The organism is Arthrobacter sp. 179 (assembly GCF_052379645.1).
GTDB lineage: Bacteria > Actinomycetota > Actinomycetes > Actinomycetales > Micrococcaceae > Arthrobacter_H.
Map to the genome: position 1 here is coordinate 1 of NZ_JBQSYU010000008.1, position 16,229 is coordinate 16,229.

Here is a 16,229-nt window from a genome sequence, read left to right on the forward strand (position 1 = left end):
GCAGGGCCCCATCGACGGGTGCTGGGAGAACGCGGTGACCGAGGGATGTGCAAGGCTGGGCAGATGCCCACCCTGAGGATCGGACCGGCGGTCTCGGCCGGTGACGTCCAGCAGTTGGCCACGGTGCATGTCAGGGCCTGGCGGTGGGCCTACCGGGGTCTGCTGCCGGATGGATATCTGGATTCGCTGAGCGTTCACCGGCGCGCGCTGGCCTGGCAGAGGCTGCTCGACGATGAAGCCATCCCCGCACCGTATCTGGCCTTTTGGGGAAGCGAGGCCGTGGGCCTGGTCCATGCCGGGACGAGCCGTGACGTGGACGCCTCGGCAACCACGGGGGAGGTCACCTCGATCTATCTGCTGCCCGAATATGTAGGACAGGGGATCGGCTGGCGGCTGTGGTCAACCGCTCTCGATCAACTGGGGGCCTCCGGGCACGACAGCGTGACCCTGTGGGTTCTCGAGGCCAATGACCGGGGGCGCAGGTTCTACGAACGGGCCGGGTTGGTGGCCGATGGTGCGTCGAAAACACCGTCCCTGGGAGACTCCGGGATCACCGAGGTGAGATACCGCGGCGTGTTCCAGCACCCCCACGTCCACGCCCGATGATGCCAGCCGGTCATGTTCGCGGCCCGCGCTGTCGACGCCGACGCGTGTCACCACCTCGGCCCCGGAGCGCGTGGTGGTTTCCTCACCAAGCTGTAGCCGGACAGGTCCGACCCTGAACTCCACGACACCATCCGCGGGTTCAAGATCCGGCTCCTGGAGCTCGAAAACCCGCTGATACCACTGCACGGCGCCCGACAGGTCGCTGACTGGTAGTCAGACGGTTGCACTGAATATCTCCACGCCCGCGACTCTTCCAGCAGCTCGCGGGCCTGTCGAGCCCCGGGAACCCGACCTTTTCGAACGTAAGCCGGGATGGGTATCCGTGCGCCGGGGCAGTCAGGTTCGCGGCCCCTGCCCCTCGAGTTCCCCGCATGTTCGAGGGGACTCCTCGCCGCGGGCACGAGAAATCATTACCGCTTGGCGCATAACGACGTCACTTGGTCGAGTCCCTCCACGATCTTCTCGTGTTGCAGCGTGGAAATACCCCTGACGAGGTTGGCACCCACGGGCTTCAGGTCCTCGTTCCCGGTGGAGGCTCCTCCGGTCATTCCGCCGACGGCAGCCCCGACGACGGCGACGCGATCAAGGTCCGGATCCACAAGACCCGGCCCCTCCCAATCCTCAACCGAGCCTTTCGTCTTTTCGAGGTGCTCGGCCATCGGGCAGGCATAATCGAGCCGCCAGGATTCGCCAGTGGGGTCTGGCGTTGCACTGTTTCCACGGGCCAGGAATCCTCCGACACCGCCCAATGCCAACAACAGCACAGCAACGACCACCAGTACCCAGACCGGTTTCTTCCTGATCCCCATGATCTTCTCCTTTTCACCTGAGGCCTGCGCATGCGGGGGTCTTGGATGACTGCCCGGCGCCGTCCATTGACCCCTTACCGTAGGGGCCACAGGCAACACCTTCCAATCCGGCGGCCCGTCCCCCTAACCACCGGGAATGTCGGGGGAATGCGTGGGCGGAAGCCCCATGCCTGCGCTGGAATGTGGAATAGTCCGGAGGGCTTATAGCGTGTGGGGTGGGCGAGGTCGGGGGAGCGGCGTCGGATCGAAGACCCCTGGCGTTCCCGGGGCTGTCTTGACCGATGACGAGTCCGGAAAGTCCGAGGGGGACGAGAGGGATGGTTGGGATGGCACGAGGCACGGCGGGCGCTGACCTGCTCATCACGAACGTCACGGTGGGGGCGCATCCCGGGGCGGCTATGATCCAGGGCTGCGACGTCGTGGAGCGTTCCGGGCGGATCCATGCGGTGCGGCCGAGAGCAGAGAATCCCGAGCCGGTCGAGGGGCCGGTTCTTGACGCCGATGGGCGGGTGCTTGCTGCGGGTTTCTGGAACTGCCACGTACATTTCATCGACGGCGTCTGGTCCCGAGCGAGACGGAGTGAGACGGGGGCATTGCAACGGGCACTCGATGACATGCTGGTCAGCCGGGGATTCACCAGCGTGGTCGATCTGGGGTCCAATTCGCGAAACACGCTGCCGCTGATCGCTCGTATCGAGGCAGGGGAACTGACCGGTCCCACCATTCATACCGCGACGGAACCGATCCATCCTGCCCGCGGGGTCCCGTTCTATACCAGGGAATCGGTGTCGTGGTTCTTGCGATGGGCCTTGCCGGCTCCACGGACCCCCGCCGGGGCTCGCCGAGCGGCCCGGCGGGGGCTTCGCCGTGGAGCTCATGTCATCAAGCTGTTCACCGGTTCCTATGTCGAACCCGACCGGATCAAGACCATGACATCCAAGGTGGCGGACGCCGCGGTAGGGGAAGCACATCAGCAAGGGGTTCTGGTGTTTGCCCACCCCTCCAACCGGGAAGGGCTGAAGGTGGCGCTGGACGCCGGGGTGGACGTCATCGCCCACGTCCCCGATGAAACCGAGGGCACCGAATCGTTGTTGCTGGCTTGTGCCGCCCAGGGCAAGCGGCTGGTCCCCACCCTTCACATGTTCGCCCACACCGTCACGAAGTCCCCGACCTACACGGATCCCATTGACCAGGCCTTGAGGACTTTCTGGGAGTCCGGAGGACGAATCCTGTTTGGCACCGATGTCGGCTACATGGACGAGTACGACACTGCCGGAGAGTTCGAGGCTTTGCATCGCTGCGGCTTGGGCGCACCGGAGATCCTTGCCTCCTTGACCACGGAACCAGCCGCAGCATTCGGAGACACGAGTCTGGGGACCGTGGAACCCGGAATGGCTGCAGACCTCACCCTGCTGGAGACGAGGAGTGGTGACATCGAACCGCGGCACCTCCGCGATATTGCCGCAGTCGTCAAGGACGGCCGGGTGCTCCACGGGTCCGGGGAGCTCTCCGTTTCCGGGCCCCCTGGCGCTTCCCGGTGAGGTCGTCGGCTCCGGTTGCTCCGCCTGCGAGCGTCGGAACAGGGGAGGGCCATCCCTTGGCAGGAGGCAACCGCATTGGTAGGTTCTGGCCATGGAGAGCCAAAACGAGATGGACTGGACCCTCGAGGTGGTGGTGCTTCCGGTTTCCGACCTCGACAGGTCCTTGGCATTCTACCGCGACCAATTCGGGTTCCACCTGGACCACGACTACGACCTGGGCGAAGGCCGGCGCGTGATTCAACTGACGCCTCCGGGGTCGGGCTGCTCGATTGTGCTCGGTACCGGTGGAGTGGTCCCCGAGATGCCGCCCGGCTCGGTGAAGGGTCTGCAACTGGTGGTCTCCGATATCGAACGAGCGCACCGGATCCTCACGGAACGCCAGGTCGAAACCAGCGGAGTGCAGGTCCTGGCGGAGAACCCAGAGGAGGCCGCAGATCCCCTCGATAACGTCGCAATGATCTTCCTCTCGGACCCGGACGGGAACGGGTGGGCGATCCAACAGATGTCGAGTCGGGGCCGATGAGCAGGGGACCGGAGTCTGGCCGGTGGGATCAGCCGGCGTCGTGCCCCCGAAGCCGCGCGGCCGCAGCGTCGACCAACGGCCCCCGGATGCGCTGATTGCTTTCCATGATCTGGTCGACGACCGCCGGATCCGTGCCCGGCCGCCCGGGCGCCCCGGCATCGAAGGGTGGATGGGGGTCGTACTCGATCATCAGTTGGGCCCGTCTGGCCGTTGCCTCGTCCCATAGCGTGGCGATGATCTCCAGCCCGAAGTCGATGCCGCTGGTCACCCCTCCTCCGGTGACCAGTGCTCCGTCCCAGACCACCCGTCCCTCCCGGGGGATGGCACCGAAAAGTTCAAGCAACGGCCGGGAGGCCCAATGCGTGGTGGCTCGTTTACCGACCAGGAGACCGGCGGCCCCCAGGACGAAGGCACCCGTGCAGACGCTGCTCACGTAGCGGGCGTACCGTGCCTGGTCGCGGATGAAGGCCAGGGCCGCTTCGTCGTCCATCAGGTCGAAGGCCCCGTTCCCACCCGGGACCATCAACAGATCCGCCGGCGGGGCGTCGGCAAAGGTCCTGGTGGGCAGGATGGAGAACCCCGAATCGGTGGGTACTGGTTCCATGTCGCGCCAGACCAGATCGATGGCGACGTCCGGAGCGAGTGAGAACACCTGGACGGGACCCGTGAGATCAAGTTGGGTGACCCGGGGGAACAGCAGGCAGATGATTCTGAAGGGGCGATCCATGTCCCGATGATGCCATCCGCCGGCCGGTAATTCGAGGGCAGTGGCCCTCCGGCAGCGGAAACTCAGGGCGCAGGAACGAAGTAGAGGTCGGAGTGGAGCTTGCAGCCCGGGTTGAACCGTGCGCCGCAGCAGGGGCAGTCGGCCCGGGCCAGGTACTCGATGATGCCCAGTTGGTGATCACACACCCCACACATCACGGCCCGCGCGTCGTGTTCGGCGACCGGCCAACGCCGTGCCTTGTGTTGGGCGGGGACCTGGTCATGGCAGAGGCGGCACGGGTAGTACTCCCCGCAGCAGTAGAACCGGATGGCGATCACATCCAGGACGGTTGAGTAGTGCGTGCAGCGGGTTTGTGCGTCGATGACGTGGCCGAGAACCCGGGGCCGGGTCATTGCACACCCCGGGCCGAGAGCGCCTCGCCGAGTTCATCGGCATGCTTGAGCGAGACCACCAGGAACGGGACCACGAAGGTGGCCAGGCCGCCGCGGGCGCCACGGGCCCGTTGGGCCTCGCGCACCCCGGCGCCCAGACGGGCCAATACCGGGACCGTCGTGATCGTCACTGCCAGCAGCAGGGCCATCCGTTCGGGGTCGATCCCCAGCCGGGCCAACGGGGCCAGGCCCCGTTCGACGGCGGCCAACAGGTCGGTCAGCCGGGTGGTCAGCACCAGCAACCCCGCCAGGAGGATGGCGGCGACGACGCGAGAGGAATTGGCGGCCGCTGCCTCAAGGGGCATGAAGATCAGCTGGGCGAGCAGCGTGATGCCGATCAGCCAGCGCACGGCGATCAGTTGGCGCCAGAGTTCGGACAGTCCCAGACCTCCGAGGAGGTAGCCGAGTACGGCCACGACCCAGGCCAGCCCGGCGGCCCAGTACGTCGACGGCAGGAAGGACAATCCCAGCACCACCAGCATCAGCAACAGGGCCTTGCGTCCGGTGGGCAGGCGGTGCAGCAGGCCGTGGCCCGGACGGTAGAGGCTCAGCATGCCAGGGACCGTTCATAGGTGGCCAGCACCTCGACGGGATCCCCGACGGCATGGATCCGGCCCGAGCCCACCAGGACGGCCGTATCGCAGCGCAGGGCCAATCGTGGATCATGGGTGACCAGCACCAGTTGGTGGTCACCGCCGAGGAACAAGTGATCCGCCACCGTGCGGGAGTTACGGGTATCCAGCAGTGCCGTGGGCTCATCGGCAATGACCAGATCGGGGCGTCGCACGAAGGCCCCACACAGGGCCAGGAGCTGTTTCTGGCCGCCGGAGAGTTCATGGGCGGAACGTCCAGCCAACTCGGATAGACCAAATGCGGCGAGTGCCCCGCTCACCCGCGCCTCTTCTTCCGGCTGGGAAAGCTTCTCGGAACGCAGCGAAAACGCCACATCCTCACCGACGGTAGGCATGATGATCTGGGCATCGGGGTTGCTGAAGACAAAGGCCACCAGCCGCCGCAACTCACGTTTCTGCCTCACCGGGTCCACACCGTGGACGCGCAGGGACCCCGAGGACGGGGCCACCAGCCCACCGATGACCCGGGCGAGGGTCGATTTACCCGAACCGTTCTCCCCGATGATGGCGATCCTGCGGGCCCCCAAATTCAACGAGATTCCTTCAAGCGCAGTCGTTTCGCCCAGGCGCACGCCCACCTGGTCCAACGAGATGGAATTCATCGCCAGACCTCGAAAAGCACCACCGCTGCAGGGGCGATGGCGGCGATCGGCGGCCGGAACGTCACCGGATGCTCTCGGCGGGGCGCTCGCCGTCCGAAGTAACCTGGGCGGAGGCGGTGACGGGGATCTGGCTACCGGCCTCCTGCCGGCGGAAGGCCCGTGGGTAGGCCCGGGCCAAGGTCATGGTGATGGCTGCGGCGATGGCCGCCTTCAGGAGGTCTCCCGGCAGGAAGACGAGACTTTGCAGCGCCGTCGGGCCCAGGGGCAGACGGGTGACCAGCGACTGGATGGGGATTCCGAAGGCATAGATGACCACGATGCCGCCCACGAGCACCCCGAGGATCGTGCGCCACCGGGTCAGCCGTGGCCCGCCATGGACGATCAGCCCGATCACGAAGGCCCCGACGACCCAACCCAATAGGTACCCGGCGGAGGGTCCCACGAAGACCCCCAGCCCGCCGCGGCCCCCCGAGAGCAATGGCAGCCCGATGGCCACCAGGATGAGCAGGACCACCATTGACAGGGCTCCGCGCCAGGGGCCCAGGACGGCCCCGGCGAGCATCACCCCCAGGGTCTGGGCGGTGATCGGGACGGAGCCGAAGACGGAGAGTCCGCCCGGCAGGCCCAACACGGCGACGATGGCGGTGAAGACGGCGATACGGGCCAGATCGGTGGCCTCGAGACGACGGGGTTTCATGGGCTCCCTCTCGGGCCGGAGACCCGGCCCCACAAACTTGAACGACGTTCATTTGAACGCCGTTCAGCTTAGCGTCGTTGCCGGCCATCAAACAACCCGGGCCAGCCTTTCCCGCGGACACTTCCGTCACTGGTGGTGGCTTGGGGCATGCTTCGTCTTCAGTGGATGACAGAACGCGGGGTGGCGTCCATGAGTGCAGAAGTCACATAGGTGCTGTGAGCTGGTTCACAGGTAGGGTCAGGTGATCTTGAGTCGCCAAAGAGTCAAGAAGATGTCGAATGACCTGCAGCGGATGACTGGCCCTGAGCGGCGTCAGGCCGATGTTGACCAGTCATCGACTCGTGACCCGGGAGAGGAACACAGTATGAGAATCCATCGCGCCGGCAAGCTCGCCGCAGGTCTGATGGCCACCGCCCTGCTCGCTACCGCTTGCGGATCGACAGGTGATGAGGGCGCCGGGGGAGCCGACGGTGAGATTGAGCCCGTGAAGATCGGCATGTCCCAGATCCAATCGCATCCGTCGTTGGATGCCGTCGTCAAGGGCTTCAAGAAGGGCATGGAAGACGCCGGCTATACGGGGGACAAGGTCAGCTACGACTTCCAGAACCCACAAGGGGACCAGTCCACCAATACCGCGATCATGAACCAGTTCGCCGGTGACGATTTGGACCTGGTGCTGGCTGTCGCGACGCCCACGGCGCAGGCTGCTGCCCAGGCCATCAATGATGTTCCGATACTCTTCTCAGCGGTCACCGATGCTGAGGAAGCCAAACTTGTGTCGAGCAACGAAGCCCCGGGCGCCAACGTCACAGGTACCTCGAACAGGGGCCCCATCAAGGAACAACTCGAACTCCTCAAGAAGCTGGACCCGGAAGCCGAAACGGTGGGGATCGTCTATTCCTCCGGTGAGGTCAACTCGACGATCCAGGTGGAATGGGTGAAGGAGGCCGCTGCCGAACTCGACCTCAAGGTGAAGGAATCCTCCATTTCCGCCTCTTCCGAGGTCCAACAGGCCGCCGCTTCGCTCGATGTCGATGCGTTTTATGTGCCCAACGACAATGCCGTGGTTTCGGCGTTGGAGGGCTTGCTGCAAGCAGCCCAGTCCAAGAAGGTCCCCGTGGTCACTGCCGATGGTGCTTCGGTCAAGCGAGGAGCCACCGTCGCCTACGGCATCGACTACGAGAAGCTCGGTGTGCAGACCGCCGAGATGGCCGTGAGGATCCTCCAGGACGGCGATGACCCGGCCGAAATGCCCGTGGAGACCCTCGAGGACGTTGATCTGTACGTGAACACGGCCGCGGCGGAGAAGGCTGGAGTGGAGATTCCACAAGAAATGCTCGATGAGGCCGCGGAGGTCTACGAGAAGTAGACCCTGGCCGAATCACTGATCCCGCGGTGTCCGTTGGTCAGGCCAACGGACACCGCGGGAGGGTTCGGCGGACTCAGCTGCCGAGGTGGACGAGCATGATCCCGCCGAGGGCGATGCAGGAGACCAGGACGGTCGACGCCGCCGCCAGGATGAAGGGGCGGATGCCCACCTGCACCAGGTTGCGGACCTTCACCCCGCAGCCGAGACCGAACATCGCCGCGGACAGCAAAGCGGTCTGGGCGAACTTGCCGGCTTCGAGCACCCCGCCGGGCAGGTCGACGGTGGAGCGCAACGCGATCATGGCCAGGAAGCCGATGATGAACAGCGGGACGATGGGCGGGCGCTTGCCGTCGGCAGCAGCGATATTGCCGTTGCGGCGCTGGCGGATGCTCAACACGGCGACGACGGGGGCCAGCAGCAGGACCCGGGCGAGCTTGACGATGACGGCCACGGCGAGCGCACCACCGCCGATGATGCCGCCGGCGGCGACGACCTGGGCGATCTCGTGGATGGAACCGCCGGCCCAGAGTCCGTTGATTTCCGGGCTGAGCCCGAGGATCTGCCCGAGCAGGGGGACCAGCGGGATCATCAGCGTGCCGAAGATGACCACCAGGGCGACGGCGGTCACGACATCCTCTTCCTCGGAGTCCGCGACCCCTTCGACCCCGGCGACGGCTGCGGCGCCGCAGATGGAGAAGCCGCAGGCGATCAGCAGCACCTGCCCCGGACGCATCTTCATCAGCCGGCCCATCAGCAGGGTGCCGAAGATCCCGCCGGCGACGATGCAGACGATGACCACCAGCATCGGTGCGCCCAAGGAGACGATGTCGCCGATGACCAGCTGCAGGCCCAGGAAGACGATGCCCAACCGCAGGAGCTTCTTCGCGGCGAAGTTGATGCCCGGGGCGGTGCGCTCGGGCAGCCGCAGCAGGTTCGTGGTCGCGATACCCAGCACGATGGCGATGATCAGGGCGCTAACCCCCGGCAACAAGTGGCTCAGCGTCATGGACAGGGCGGTGGCGACCGCGCACACCAGCAGGCCGGGGGCGAAGTGTTGCAGGAGATGGCTGCCGCGGGTCGCGACGCCTGGACGTGTATCGGTATCGGTGCTCATGAACTGAGGTTTTCACGCCGCGCCCACCGGCGGTAGCCATCGGTTCGGCATGGGGTCATATCATGGGCGCATGGGTTTGAACTGGCCGGATCTGCATGCACTCGAACTCCTGGTCGCCGTGGTGGATGAAGGCAGCGTCGGTGCCGGGGCGCGCAGCATGGGCATGGCGCAGTCCAATGCCAGCCGGTTGGTCTCCCGGCTCGAGGCCACGGCCGGGGCCCCGCTGCTGCAGCGCGGTCCCCGGGGCTCGGTTCCCACCGCCCGTGGGGTGGAATTGGCCGAAGCCTCCCGGACGCTGCTGGAGCAGTCCCGGCATTTCATGGGCGTGCTGGGGGCCCGGAAGGCCGCCGGACCGGTCGAATTGCGGGTCGGGGCCAGCCAGACCGTGGCGGAGAACCTGTTGCCGGCCTGGTTGGCCGAATTGCGCCGTCAGCTGCCCGAGGTACGAGTACAGCTCCAGGTCCTGAATTCGGCCCAGGTGATCTCCAAGGTCCAAGGCGGGACGCTGCAACTGGGGTTCGTGGAGACCCCTCATCTGCCGGTGGGGATCAGTGCCGCGGTGGTCCAGGAGGACGAGTTGGCCGTCGTGGTGGGTCCCGAGCATCCGTGGGCGGAGCGGCACGGCGTCCTGGGATTGCAGGAGCTGGCCCGGACGCCGCTGGTGGTGCGTGAGCGCGGTTCGGGGACCAGGGAGGCGCTGGAGCAGCTCCTGGCCGGTCGGGCGGCAGCGGAGCCGGCGCAGGTGCTGCACAGCAATGCCGCCGTGCGCCTGGCCGTGGCCTCCGGTGCGGGGCCGGCGGCACTCAGCGAACTCGCGCTCCGTGAGCAGTTGGCTTCCGGCTCGCTGCTGCGGGTTCCCCTCGAAGGAGAGACGCCCAAGCGCCCCCTGACCGCCGTGTGGATGGGGCCGCAGCGTTTGGCCGGCCCGATCGCGGAACTCGTGGCGATCGCCGCCGCCTAAAGGCCTGCGGGGCTTCCCGGCCCCGGAGTCCGTCCTGCTACGGTGAGCACGGGTGGACGGTGTCGTCCGGCCAGGTTGGCGGGCCCCGGACTCCCTGGCCTGCTCCGCTTTGGGGTCACCGACCCGCTCGCGTGGCGACCTGAATTGGGCGCCGCCGACAAGGCAGTCCGGTGCGGGCTTGTTCGTCAAAGGTGCGCTTCGCGGCGTACCGGAAGAGGTGAGCAACGCATGGCAACGAATCCAGTGGTGGTGGGGGTCGACGGATCCGAGGACTCCAGGATCGCCTTGGAATGGGCGGTCGAATACGGTCGGCGCTACGAAGCCCCCGTCGAGGCGGTCGCGGTCTGGTCCGTCCCCTATTCCTTCGGCTACATGCCCCCGTATGCCGAAAGCCGCGCGGAGGTCAAGGAGAATGCGCGGAAGATGCTGGATGAAACCGTGCAGGAGACCGTCGGCGGTGACGCCGGGGTGATCCAGCGGATCGAACACGGGCCCCCGGCGGAAGTGCTCGTCGCGGCCTCGGGATCGGCGCAGCTGCTGGTCCTGGGCACGCGGGGGCACGGTGCCTTCGCCGGGATGCTGCTGGGGTCCGTGAGCCAGCACTGCGTCGCCCATTCCAAATGCCCCTTCGTCGTCGTCCCGAACCCGGAGGGCAGGAGCAAGGGGAAAGCGAAGAAGAAATAGGCCGCGCGACCCCGGCTGGCGGAGGCCTGGCAGCGGGCCACGGAATCGTTCCGAGGCCCGCAGCATCAGGGGAGCGGACGGCGTCGTCCTGCGGCGTTGATCAGGCCGATTTCAGGGTGTCGAGGACCCGCTGGGCCTCATCGGCGATGTGCTGCAGGGACTCCTGATCGGACTCCTCGCCCTGGATCTGGAGCTGTACCTGGATCCCGTCGTCGAGCAACGAGACATTGGTTCCGGGGATCTTGGTGTCCTGGACGGTGGTGACGGTCTGGAGGGCCAGGGCCGACGGGGCGTCCGTCTTCACCGTGGCCTCCTGCATCTTCATCGTGGTCTTGATGCCCATGACCTCGACGTCCATGTTCTTGCAGTCATCCAGCGCGTCGACCCCCTCGTCGAACTTGGCTTGGGTCTGAGCCGGGTCACCGGCGGACATGACGGTGAGGGTGAAGGTCTGCATCGGGTTGTCGGGATTGGGGTAGGTGCCGACCGCGATGTTGTTCTTCTTCAATTCCTCTTCGATGTCGATTCCCTGGGCGGAGTTGCACTTCTCGGGAGAGATCTTCATCCCCTCAACCATGGCTCCGGCCGCCCCGGCCTGGGCGCGCAGCGTTTCGCCCGACATGATCTGCACGCCGGTCTTCCCGTCGAAGTAGGCGGTCACCGCCTTCTTGAGTTGGGCATCGGAAAGGGCTGCATTGTTCCCGGCCCTGGAGCTGGCCTCCGGCGAGGCCGGTGCCGTGGAGGATCCTGCGTCGACGGTGCGGGCGGACGACGAGGCCTCGGCGGCACTGGACGAGGGCGAGGCGGCCGCGGGGGAGTCCTCCGAGGCGGAGCCCGAAGCGGAGCAGCCGGACAGGGCCAGGGCGGCGGCCAGCGGGAGGGTGAGATAAAGCGGTTTCCTGGACATGTGCTCCTCCGTCGGATGGGTGCAAGTGATGGGAAGAAGCCTTGAAATCGTGATCGGCCCCCAGATCGATGGGCAACGGAATCCGTGCCGCTTGGATTAACCTATCCGATGGATGACAACGGGGCGAAACACGTCCCCGGAGCATGGCGCAAAGTTCCGACACGAAAAAGGTCCCCGGCCGAAGCCGGGGACCTGATCTTGGGTGCCCAGATGAATGTGCCCTCGAAAGGATTCGAACCTTCGACCTTCTGCTCCGGAGGCAGACGCTCTATCCCCTGAGCTACGAGGGCGTGCCGCAGATTGCTGCGCGGCGGGGAACCTCAAAGAGCTTAGCAGGAACCGGAGCCCCCCGTGCAACCCGGAGCGTCCGGAGGGCCTAGTTAGGATTCTCCGGGCGCCGGGCCACCCGCGACGCCGTCCAGGCGCCGGCCATCAGGATCCCGGCCGAGACGATGCCGGCGACGGCTCCCAGGGTTCCGGCGGCCGGGGCGGCCCACCAGGAGAGCAGGAGTACGACGAGGCTGAGTAGTTGGGCGGCCAGCTGCGGCGCCGCCGCGGCCCGAGCTGCTTCGAGGAGCGCCTGCCGGGTGAAGCGGGCCGAGCGGGGAGCCAGTGCGGACAGGGCCAGCAGCACGTAGATGCCATGGGCGGCCAGCACATACAACGGCAACGTCCACCAACCCACCGTGCTGACCTGCAGATAGGCGGCCCCCAACAGCAGCAAGGCGATCAGGGCCGTGACGTGCTGGGGCCAGCGCAGGATCAACGCCGCGACGGCCACCGCGACGGCCACCCCGGAGCCCAGTGACACCGGGTCCCGCCCCTGGGCATTGAGCACCGCGGCGGGCAGGCAGCCGGCCAGGAGCAGTCCGGCCGCAATGAGGGCCAGCAGCGAGGCCGGGTACGTCCCCAGGGCCAACGGTTCCAGTGACGCGGGCCGGCGCTCGGGGCGGGGCCGGCGCAACAACGCGTTCATCGGCCACCGCCGGGCAGGGAGTTGGCGCGTGACCGGGCCAATCCCCAGCGTTCCACGGATTCACGCAGGACCGTCGCCGGGAGCACCTCGATGCCTTCGGCGGCCAGCTCGGCCCGCACCGCGCCACGGGTGGCCATGAGCAGGGTCAGGGCCTGTGCTTCGGAAAACGGGAGATCGGTGGCATCGGGGTCGGGCAGGGTGTCGACCACGGCGACGACGTGTCCGGCCCGGGCCCAGCGTGCCGGGATGGAAGCGACGTCGTGGTCCAGCAGCGGGGAGAAGAAATAGACCAGTGTCCCGGGCGCCGGTGTCGGGAGCCGGCTGGGGAGGATGCTGCTGGAGGAGACCGCCAGCGCCGCGAATCGCCGACGCAGCAGTTCCAGCTGGCGGTGTCCACCGGCGGGACGGACCGGGGAGGAGAATCCGACGGCGTCCAGCATCCCGACCCGATCACCGCGAGCCAGATAGGCCGCAGCCAGGGAACCGGCGGCGCTGCGCGTGAGCTGGAGGCTGGTGACCATGCGCAGGGCATCCAACGAAGGGTCGATCCAGGCGGCGACCCGGGCCGGGAAATCAACGCGGGCATCGATGGCCAGGGTGACCCCGGCATCGGCCGGTGCCAGATAGCGGCGGACCAGCGGCATGCCCGAGGCCTCCGTGTTGCGGGCCGTGGCCCGCCAGTCGATATGCCGGCGGTCATCTCCGGGCCTGAGCGGCCCCACGTCCCGTAATTCGGTTCCCCCACCACGGAGCCTGGCGTGGTGGCTCCCTGCATGGGCCCGCAGCGCCGAGGGGGTGGGCAGGCGCCGCACCGGATCGGGGGAGGGCTGGAGCATGGCGGTGAGTTTGCCGGTCTGCGACTCGTGGCGACAGATGCCCAGATCGGGGCTGAAGGCGGACACCCGGTAGGCCAACAGATCACGTCGTCCGCCCCGGGGGACCCGGATCCCCAAGCCGGGTGTTTCCGCCGTCGTGGCGATCAGCGCCGATTCCCTTCCTCCCGGGGCCACCGCCCGCACCACCATCAGGGCGGGGACGGTCCGGGGGTCGGGGCCCGCGTCGCGGAACAGGATCCGCCGTCGGGTCCCGCCAGTGACCTGGGCGTGGACGGACCGATCGAACTCCAGCGTCGGGACATGCCGGTTGCCGAACCGGCGCGGGGTCGACACGGCGATCAGGGCGAAGAGGGCCCCCAGGACCGCGACATCGGGGCGGCGGGCGATGGCGGCCCCGACGCCGAAGAGCAGGGCCAGTAGTACGGCCACCCCCCATTGCGGGGATCTGGCGGCAGGACCCGCCACCGCAGGTTGCCGGCGGGCGTCCACCAACCGGGATACGGGGGGTTCGGTCGTCGTCGGCTGGGAGCCGGAGCCGGGGCTCACGGTGCGGTGGCCGGGACCTCGACGGACCCGGTGATTTCGTCGATGAGCCCCACGGGATCCGCTCCCCGGGCCCAGGCCGCCGGGGAAAGCACCAGCCGGTGGGCCAGGACCGGGACGGCCACCTCCTTGAGGTCCTCGGGAACCACATAGGCCCGCCCGTCCAGTGCCGCCATGGCCCGAGCCATCAGCACCAGGGCCTGGGAGCCACGCGGCGAGGCACCGACCTGGACCTCGTCCAACCCTCGGCTGGCCGCGGTCAGACGCACCGCGTAGGCCACGATATCCGCCGAGACAGGAACCCGGGCCAGGTCCTCCTGCAGGGTGCGCAGGGCAAGAGGGTCGAGCACCGCCTCCAGGACCGGTTCCACCAGGCCACGTTCCAACCGCTTCGCCACGATGTCGGCTTCGGCTCCCGCCGTGGGATACCCCAGGGCCAACCGGACCAGGAAGCGGTCCAGCTGGGCCTCGGGCAGCGGATAGGTGCCTTCGAATTCCACCGGGTTGGACGTGGCGAAGACATGGAAGGGCACGGGCAGACGGTGGGTGGAGCCTTCGATGGAGACCTGCCCCTCGGCCATGGCCTCCAGCAGGGCGGATTGGGTCTTGGGGGAGGTGCGGTTGATCTCGTCGGCCAGCAGCAGGCCGGTGAAGACGGGACCGGGCTGGAAGTCGAAACTGCGCTCGACGGGATCGAAGATCGAGGAGCCGGTGACGTCCGAGGGCAGCAGGTCGGGAGTGCACTGCAACCTGCGGAAACCCAGCCCGAGTGTCTGGGCCAGGGACCGGGCCACCAGCGTCTTGCCCAGTCCGGGCATGTCCTCGAACAGGACGTGGCCTCCGGCCAGGACGGCGGCCAGGGCCAGTCGCAACGGGGCGCGGGTGCCGATCACCGCTCGCCCGACCCCTTCCAGGACCGCGGTGCCCGCGGCGGCGATGCGCGCGGTGGTTTCTTCGGCGGCGGGGCCATCGAACTGCTGGGGGCCTGATGCGGGATCGCTCATGAGCGGCCTTTCGTCGTGAGGGCGGACAGTGGGGGGGCCTGGGAGAACCAGAGGTCGACTTCGTGGGCGGCGGCGGTGGCCTGCCGGGACGTGAGGTCGCGGCCGGCCTGCAGTTCACGGTGCGCCACGACGGTGGCAGGGCCCACGGCTTCGGGGTCCCCGGCGAACCGGACCGCCGTCCCCACCGCGTGCTCCAGGCCCCGGGCCGCCGGGGAATGCCTGCTGAGGCGTTTGGAAAGCAGGGCGAAGGACAGGGCACGGAAGCCCTGGTTGCCGTTGGCCGGGCGTCCGGGATCCAGCGGGATCCGGGTGGAGAACGTCAGCAGCGGAAGGATGGTGAACAGATAGCCCACACAGACACCCAGCGCGGTGAACACCGCGGTATGGCCGGCATCGATGCGGGTGTAGAGGCAGAAGCCCAGAGCGATGACGCCGAAGGAGAGCGGGCCGATCCACACCGTCCTTCCGCGCTGGCCCGCAGCCGGCCGCTTCATGCGTCCACGCTGGCGGGTCGGGATGGTCGGCGTTTCCCGGCCGCGGCGACTTCCTCGGCCAGCACGGTGAAATCGGCGCCGGCGCGGCGGCCCTGGGCGAGGTCGGGTTCCCAACCAGGGGTACCGGCGTCGTATCTGGCCCGCTCATACAGGGCCAATAGCCGGGCCAAGGGGGCGCGGGAGACCCCGAAAGCCGCCAACATGGCCCCGGCGTGTTCGGTGGGGGTCTGGGATCCCCGGCGTTCCTGCCCGGCCGAAGCAGCCAGCTGTTCGAGCTCGACCCAGGAGGCAATGAGGCGCGAATGGATCTGACCCGCGGTGGCCCCGTCGAGCGAGGCCCCTGCGTGGGTGAGGCTCTGGGCCACTTCGGCCCGCAAGGCGGCCTCGCGGGCGATGAGGTCGGCGGGGGCGGTTTCGGGGTCCACGTCGGCCCGGTCCTTGCGGCGCAGCGAGAGCACCAGGACGACCAGGAGCAGGAGGGTCGCGGCGAACAGGGTGGCGGCGATGGTCTGGCCGATCGTGGAGATGGTCTGCTCGTCCGGGCGGTTCTGCGGGGCGACGGTCCCTTCGATGGGACCCTCGAGTTCCGGTTCCGCGCTCGGGGGTGCGTCCCCCTTCAGCGCCCCGTTCTGCTGGGGGATCCCCGGGGGGCTGTCGTGGCTCAGGGTGGGCAGGGCCGAGGCCCCGAAGACCACCAGCAGGGCCCCGAGGAAGACCACCATGAAGGCCATGGTGGGCCGCGGCATCCGCCTTGTGGTTCGTCCCATTTCGTT

At 67.7% G+C, this 16,229-nt stretch carries 19 protein-coding genes and 1 tRNA gene; 6 read left to right on the plus strand and 14 right to left on the minus strand.

Annotated features, from left to right (window positions below):
• Positions 1–63: 63 nt before the first annotated feature.
• Entirely contained in the window at positions 64–606 is a 543-nt protein-coding gene (locus tag ACT3UE_RS06820; protein WP_444566473.1) for a GNAT family N-acetyltransferase, read from the plus strand.
• Positions 607–1,016: 410 nt separating this feature from the next.
• On the opposite strand, the gene ACT3UE_RS06825 is transcribed toward ACT3UE_RS06820, so the two are convergent.
• Complete coding sequence (locus tag ACT3UE_RS06825; RefSeq protein WP_444553603.1) at positions 1,017–1,415, minus strand: hypothetical protein; 399 nt, start codon at positions 1,413–1,415, stop codon at positions 1,017–1,019.
• A 326-nt stretch (positions 1,416–1,741) separates the two neighbouring features.
• On the opposite strand from ACT3UE_RS06825, the gene ACT3UE_RS06830 reads away from it, so the two are divergent.
• Together ACT3UE_RS06830 and ACT3UE_RS06835 are read left to right on the plus strand one after the other, a co-directional pair.
• A complete protein-coding gene (locus tag ACT3UE_RS06830; protein WP_444561570.1) occupies positions 1,742–2,956 on the plus strand; it encodes an amidohydrolase family protein in 1,215 nt (404 codons plus the stop codon).
• Positions 2,957–3,047: 91 nt separating this feature from the next.
• Complete coding sequence (locus ACT3UE_RS06835; protein ID WP_444553601.1) at positions 3,048–3,479, plus strand: VOC family protein; 432 nt, start codon at positions 3,048–3,050, stop codon at positions 3,477–3,479.
• Between the two features lie 28 nt (positions 3,480–3,507).
• Here ACT3UE_RS06835 and ACT3UE_RS06840 read toward each other — a convergent pair whose 3' ends face one another.
• From ACT3UE_RS06840 to ACT3UE_RS06860, 5 genes are all read right to left on the minus strand, one after another.
• Positions 3,508–4,206, minus strand: coding sequence for a DJ-1/PfpI family protein (locus tag ACT3UE_RS06840; protein ID WP_444553600.1), 699 nt, complete (start codon positions 4,204–4,206; stop codon positions 3,508–3,510).
• Positions 4,207–4,268: 62 nt separating this feature from the next.
• Positions 4,269–4,598, minus strand: a complete 330-nt coding sequence (locus ACT3UE_RS06845) for a CHY zinc finger protein (RefSeq protein WP_444553599.1) — start codon at positions 4,596–4,598, stop codon at positions 4,269–4,271.
• Complete coding sequence (locus ACT3UE_RS06850; RefSeq protein WP_444553598.1) at positions 4,595–5,191, minus strand: energy-coupling factor transporter transmembrane component T family protein; 597 nt, start codon at positions 5,189–5,191, stop codon at positions 4,595–4,597. The genes ACT3UE_RS06845 and ACT3UE_RS06850 overlap by 4 nt, the downstream gene beginning before the upstream one ends.
• A complete protein-coding gene (locus ACT3UE_RS06855; protein WP_444561569.1) occupies positions 5,185–5,871 on the minus strand; it encodes an energy-coupling factor ABC transporter ATP-binding protein in 687 nt (228 codons plus the stop codon). Before ACT3UE_RS06855 ends, ACT3UE_RS06850 begins: the two co-directional genes overlap by 7 nt.
• Before the next feature lie 61 nt (positions 5,872–5,932).
• Complete coding sequence (locus ACT3UE_RS06860; protein WP_444553596.1) at positions 5,933–6,568, minus strand: biotin transporter BioY; 636 nt, start codon at positions 6,566–6,568, stop codon at positions 5,933–5,935.
• Positions 6,569–6,932: 364 nt separating this feature from the next.
• Between ACT3UE_RS06860 and ACT3UE_RS06865 the strand changes: the two genes are divergently transcribed.
• Entirely contained in the window at positions 6,933–7,937 is a 1,005-nt protein-coding gene (locus tag ACT3UE_RS06865) for an ABC transporter substrate-binding protein (RefSeq protein WP_444553595.1), read from the plus strand.
• A 73-nt stretch (positions 7,938–8,010) separates the two neighbouring features.
• On the opposite strand, the gene ACT3UE_RS06870 is transcribed toward ACT3UE_RS06865, so the two are convergent.
• The gene (locus ACT3UE_RS06870) at positions 8,011–9,051 is read right to left on the minus strand and encodes a YeiH family protein (RefSeq protein ID WP_444561568.1); all 1,041 of its coding nucleotides are present in this window, start codon (positions 9,049–9,051) and stop codon (positions 8,011–8,013) included.
• 70 nt (positions 9,052–9,121) lie between these two features.
• Here ACT3UE_RS06870 and ACT3UE_RS06875 point away from each other — a divergent pair, with 70 nt between their 5' ends.
• Together ACT3UE_RS06875 and ACT3UE_RS06880 are read left to right on the plus strand one after the other, a co-directional pair.
• Entirely contained in the window at positions 9,122–10,012 is an 891-nt protein-coding gene (locus ACT3UE_RS06875; RefSeq protein WP_444553593.1) for a LysR family transcriptional regulator, read from the plus strand.
• A gap of 228 nt (positions 10,013–10,240) precedes the next feature.
• Positions 10,241–10,696: a universal stress protein gene (locus ACT3UE_RS06880; RefSeq protein ID WP_444553592.1), complete on the plus strand. Its 456-nt coding sequence runs from the start codon at positions 10,241–10,243 to the stop codon at positions 10,694–10,696.
• A 100-nt stretch (positions 10,697–10,796) separates the two neighbouring features.
• Here the strand turns inward: ACT3UE_RS06880 and ACT3UE_RS06885 are convergent, their stop codons facing one another.
• From ACT3UE_RS06885 to ACT3UE_RS06915, 7 genes are all read right to left on the minus strand, one after another.
• Positions 10,797–11,603 carry a hypothetical protein gene (locus tag ACT3UE_RS06885; protein WP_444553591.1) on the minus strand — a complete coding sequence of 269 codons (807 nt, stop codon included), beginning with the start codon at positions 11,601–11,603 and terminating at the stop codon, positions 10,797–10,799.
• Positions 11,604–11,820: 217 nt separating this feature from the next.
• A tRNA-Arg gene (locus tag ACT3UE_RS06890) sits at positions 11,821–11,893 on the minus strand.
• 86 nt (positions 11,894–11,979) lie between these two features.
• Positions 11,980–12,579 (minus strand): hypothetical protein, encoded by a 600-nt coding sequence (locus ACT3UE_RS06895; RefSeq protein ID WP_444553590.1) that lies wholly within the window; start codon positions 12,577–12,579, stop codon positions 11,980–11,982.
• Positions 12,576–13,961, minus strand: a complete 1,386-nt coding sequence (locus tag ACT3UE_RS06900; RefSeq protein WP_444566474.1) for a DUF58 domain-containing protein — start codon at positions 13,959–13,961, stop codon at positions 12,576–12,578. The genes ACT3UE_RS06895 and ACT3UE_RS06900 overlap by 4 nt, the downstream gene beginning before the upstream one ends.
• On the minus strand, positions 13,958–14,962 hold the full coding sequence (locus ACT3UE_RS06905) for an AAA family ATPase (RefSeq protein ID WP_444553588.1): 1,005 nt from the start codon (positions 14,960–14,962) through the stop codon (positions 13,958–13,960). The genes ACT3UE_RS06900 and ACT3UE_RS06905 overlap by 4 nt, the downstream gene beginning before the upstream one ends.
• On the minus strand, positions 14,959–15,456 hold the full coding sequence (locus ACT3UE_RS06910; protein WP_444553587.1) for a hypothetical protein: 498 nt from the start codon (positions 15,454–15,456) through the stop codon (positions 14,959–14,961). The genes ACT3UE_RS06905 and ACT3UE_RS06910 overlap by 4 nt, the downstream gene beginning before the upstream one ends.
• Entirely contained in the window at positions 15,453–16,223 is a 771-nt protein-coding gene (locus tag ACT3UE_RS06915) for a DUF4129 domain-containing protein (protein WP_444553586.1), read from the minus strand. Before ACT3UE_RS06915 ends, ACT3UE_RS06910 begins: the two co-directional genes overlap by 4 nt.
• Between the last annotated feature and the right edge of the window lie 6 nt (positions 16,224–16,229).

Bases quoted from the DNA above. Each gene is read 5' to 3' on its own strand.
- ACT3UE_RS06870 (WP_444561568.1), bottom strand. From the start codon at position 9,051: ATGAGCACCGATACCGATACACGTCCAGGCGTCGCGACCCGCGGCAGC.
- ACT3UE_RS06895 (WP_444553590.1), bottom strand. From the start codon at position 12,579: ATGAACGCGTTGTTGCGCCGGCCCCGCCCCGAGCGCCGGCCCGCGTCA.
- ACT3UE_RS06845 (WP_444553599.1), bottom strand. From the start codon at position 4,598: ATGACCCGGCCCCGGGTTCTCGGCCACGTCATCGACGCACAAACCCGC.
- ACT3UE_RS06885 (WP_444553591.1), bottom strand. From the start codon at position 11,603: ATGTCCAGGAAACCGCTTTATCTCACCCTCCCGCTGGCCGCCGCCCTG.
- ACT3UE_RS06825 (WP_444553603.1), bottom strand. From the start codon at position 1,415: ATGGGGATCAGGAAGAAACCGGTCTGGGTACTGGTGGTCGTTGCTGTG.
- ACT3UE_RS06835 (WP_444553601.1), top strand. From the start codon at position 3,048: ATGGAGAGCCAAAACGAGATGGACTGGACCCTCGAGGTGGTGGTGCTT.
- ACT3UE_RS06875 (WP_444553593.1), top strand. From the start codon at position 9,122: ATGGGTTTGAACTGGCCGGATCTGCATGCACTCGAACTCCTGGTCGCC.
- ACT3UE_RS06850 (WP_444553598.1), bottom strand. From the start codon at position 5,191: ATGCTGAGCCTCTACCGTCCGGGCCACGGCCTGCTGCACCGCCTGCCC.
- ACT3UE_RS06860 (WP_444553596.1), bottom strand. From the start codon at position 6,568: ATGAAACCCCGTCGTCTCGAGGCCACCGATCTGGCCCGTATCGCCGTC.
- ACT3UE_RS06905 (WP_444553588.1), bottom strand. From the start codon at position 14,962: ATGAGCGATCCCGCATCAGGCCCCCAGCAGTTCGATGGCCCCGCCGCC.
- ACT3UE_RS06855 (WP_444561569.1), bottom strand. From the start codon at position 5,871: ATGAATTCCATCTCGTTGGACCAGGTGGGCGTGCGCCTGGGCGAAACG.
- ACT3UE_RS06865 (WP_444553595.1), top strand. From the start codon at position 6,933: ATGAGAATCCATCGCGCCGGCAAGCTCGCCGCAGGTCTGATGGCCACC.
- ACT3UE_RS06840 (WP_444553600.1), bottom strand. From the start codon at position 4,206: ATGGATCGCCCCTTCAGAATCATCTGCCTGCTGTTCCCCCGGGTCACC.
- ACT3UE_RS06915 (WP_444553586.1), bottom strand. From the start codon at position 16,223: ATGGGACGAACCACAAGGCGGATGCCGCGGCCCACCATGGCCTTCATG.
- ACT3UE_RS06910 (WP_444553587.1), bottom strand. From the start codon at position 15,456: ATGAAGCGGCCGGCTGCGGGCCAGCGCGGAAGGACGGTGTGGATCGGC.
- ACT3UE_RS06820 (WP_444566473.1), top strand. From the start codon at position 64: ATGCCCACCCTGAGGATCGGACCGGCGGTCTCGGCCGGTGACGTCCAG.
- ACT3UE_RS06880 (WP_444553592.1), top strand. From the start codon at position 10,241: ATGGCAACGAATCCAGTGGTGGTGGGGGTCGACGGATCCGAGGACTCC.
- ACT3UE_RS06830 (WP_444561570.1), top strand. From the start codon at position 1,742: ATGGCACGAGGCACGGCGGGCGCTGACCTGCTCATCACGAACGTCACG.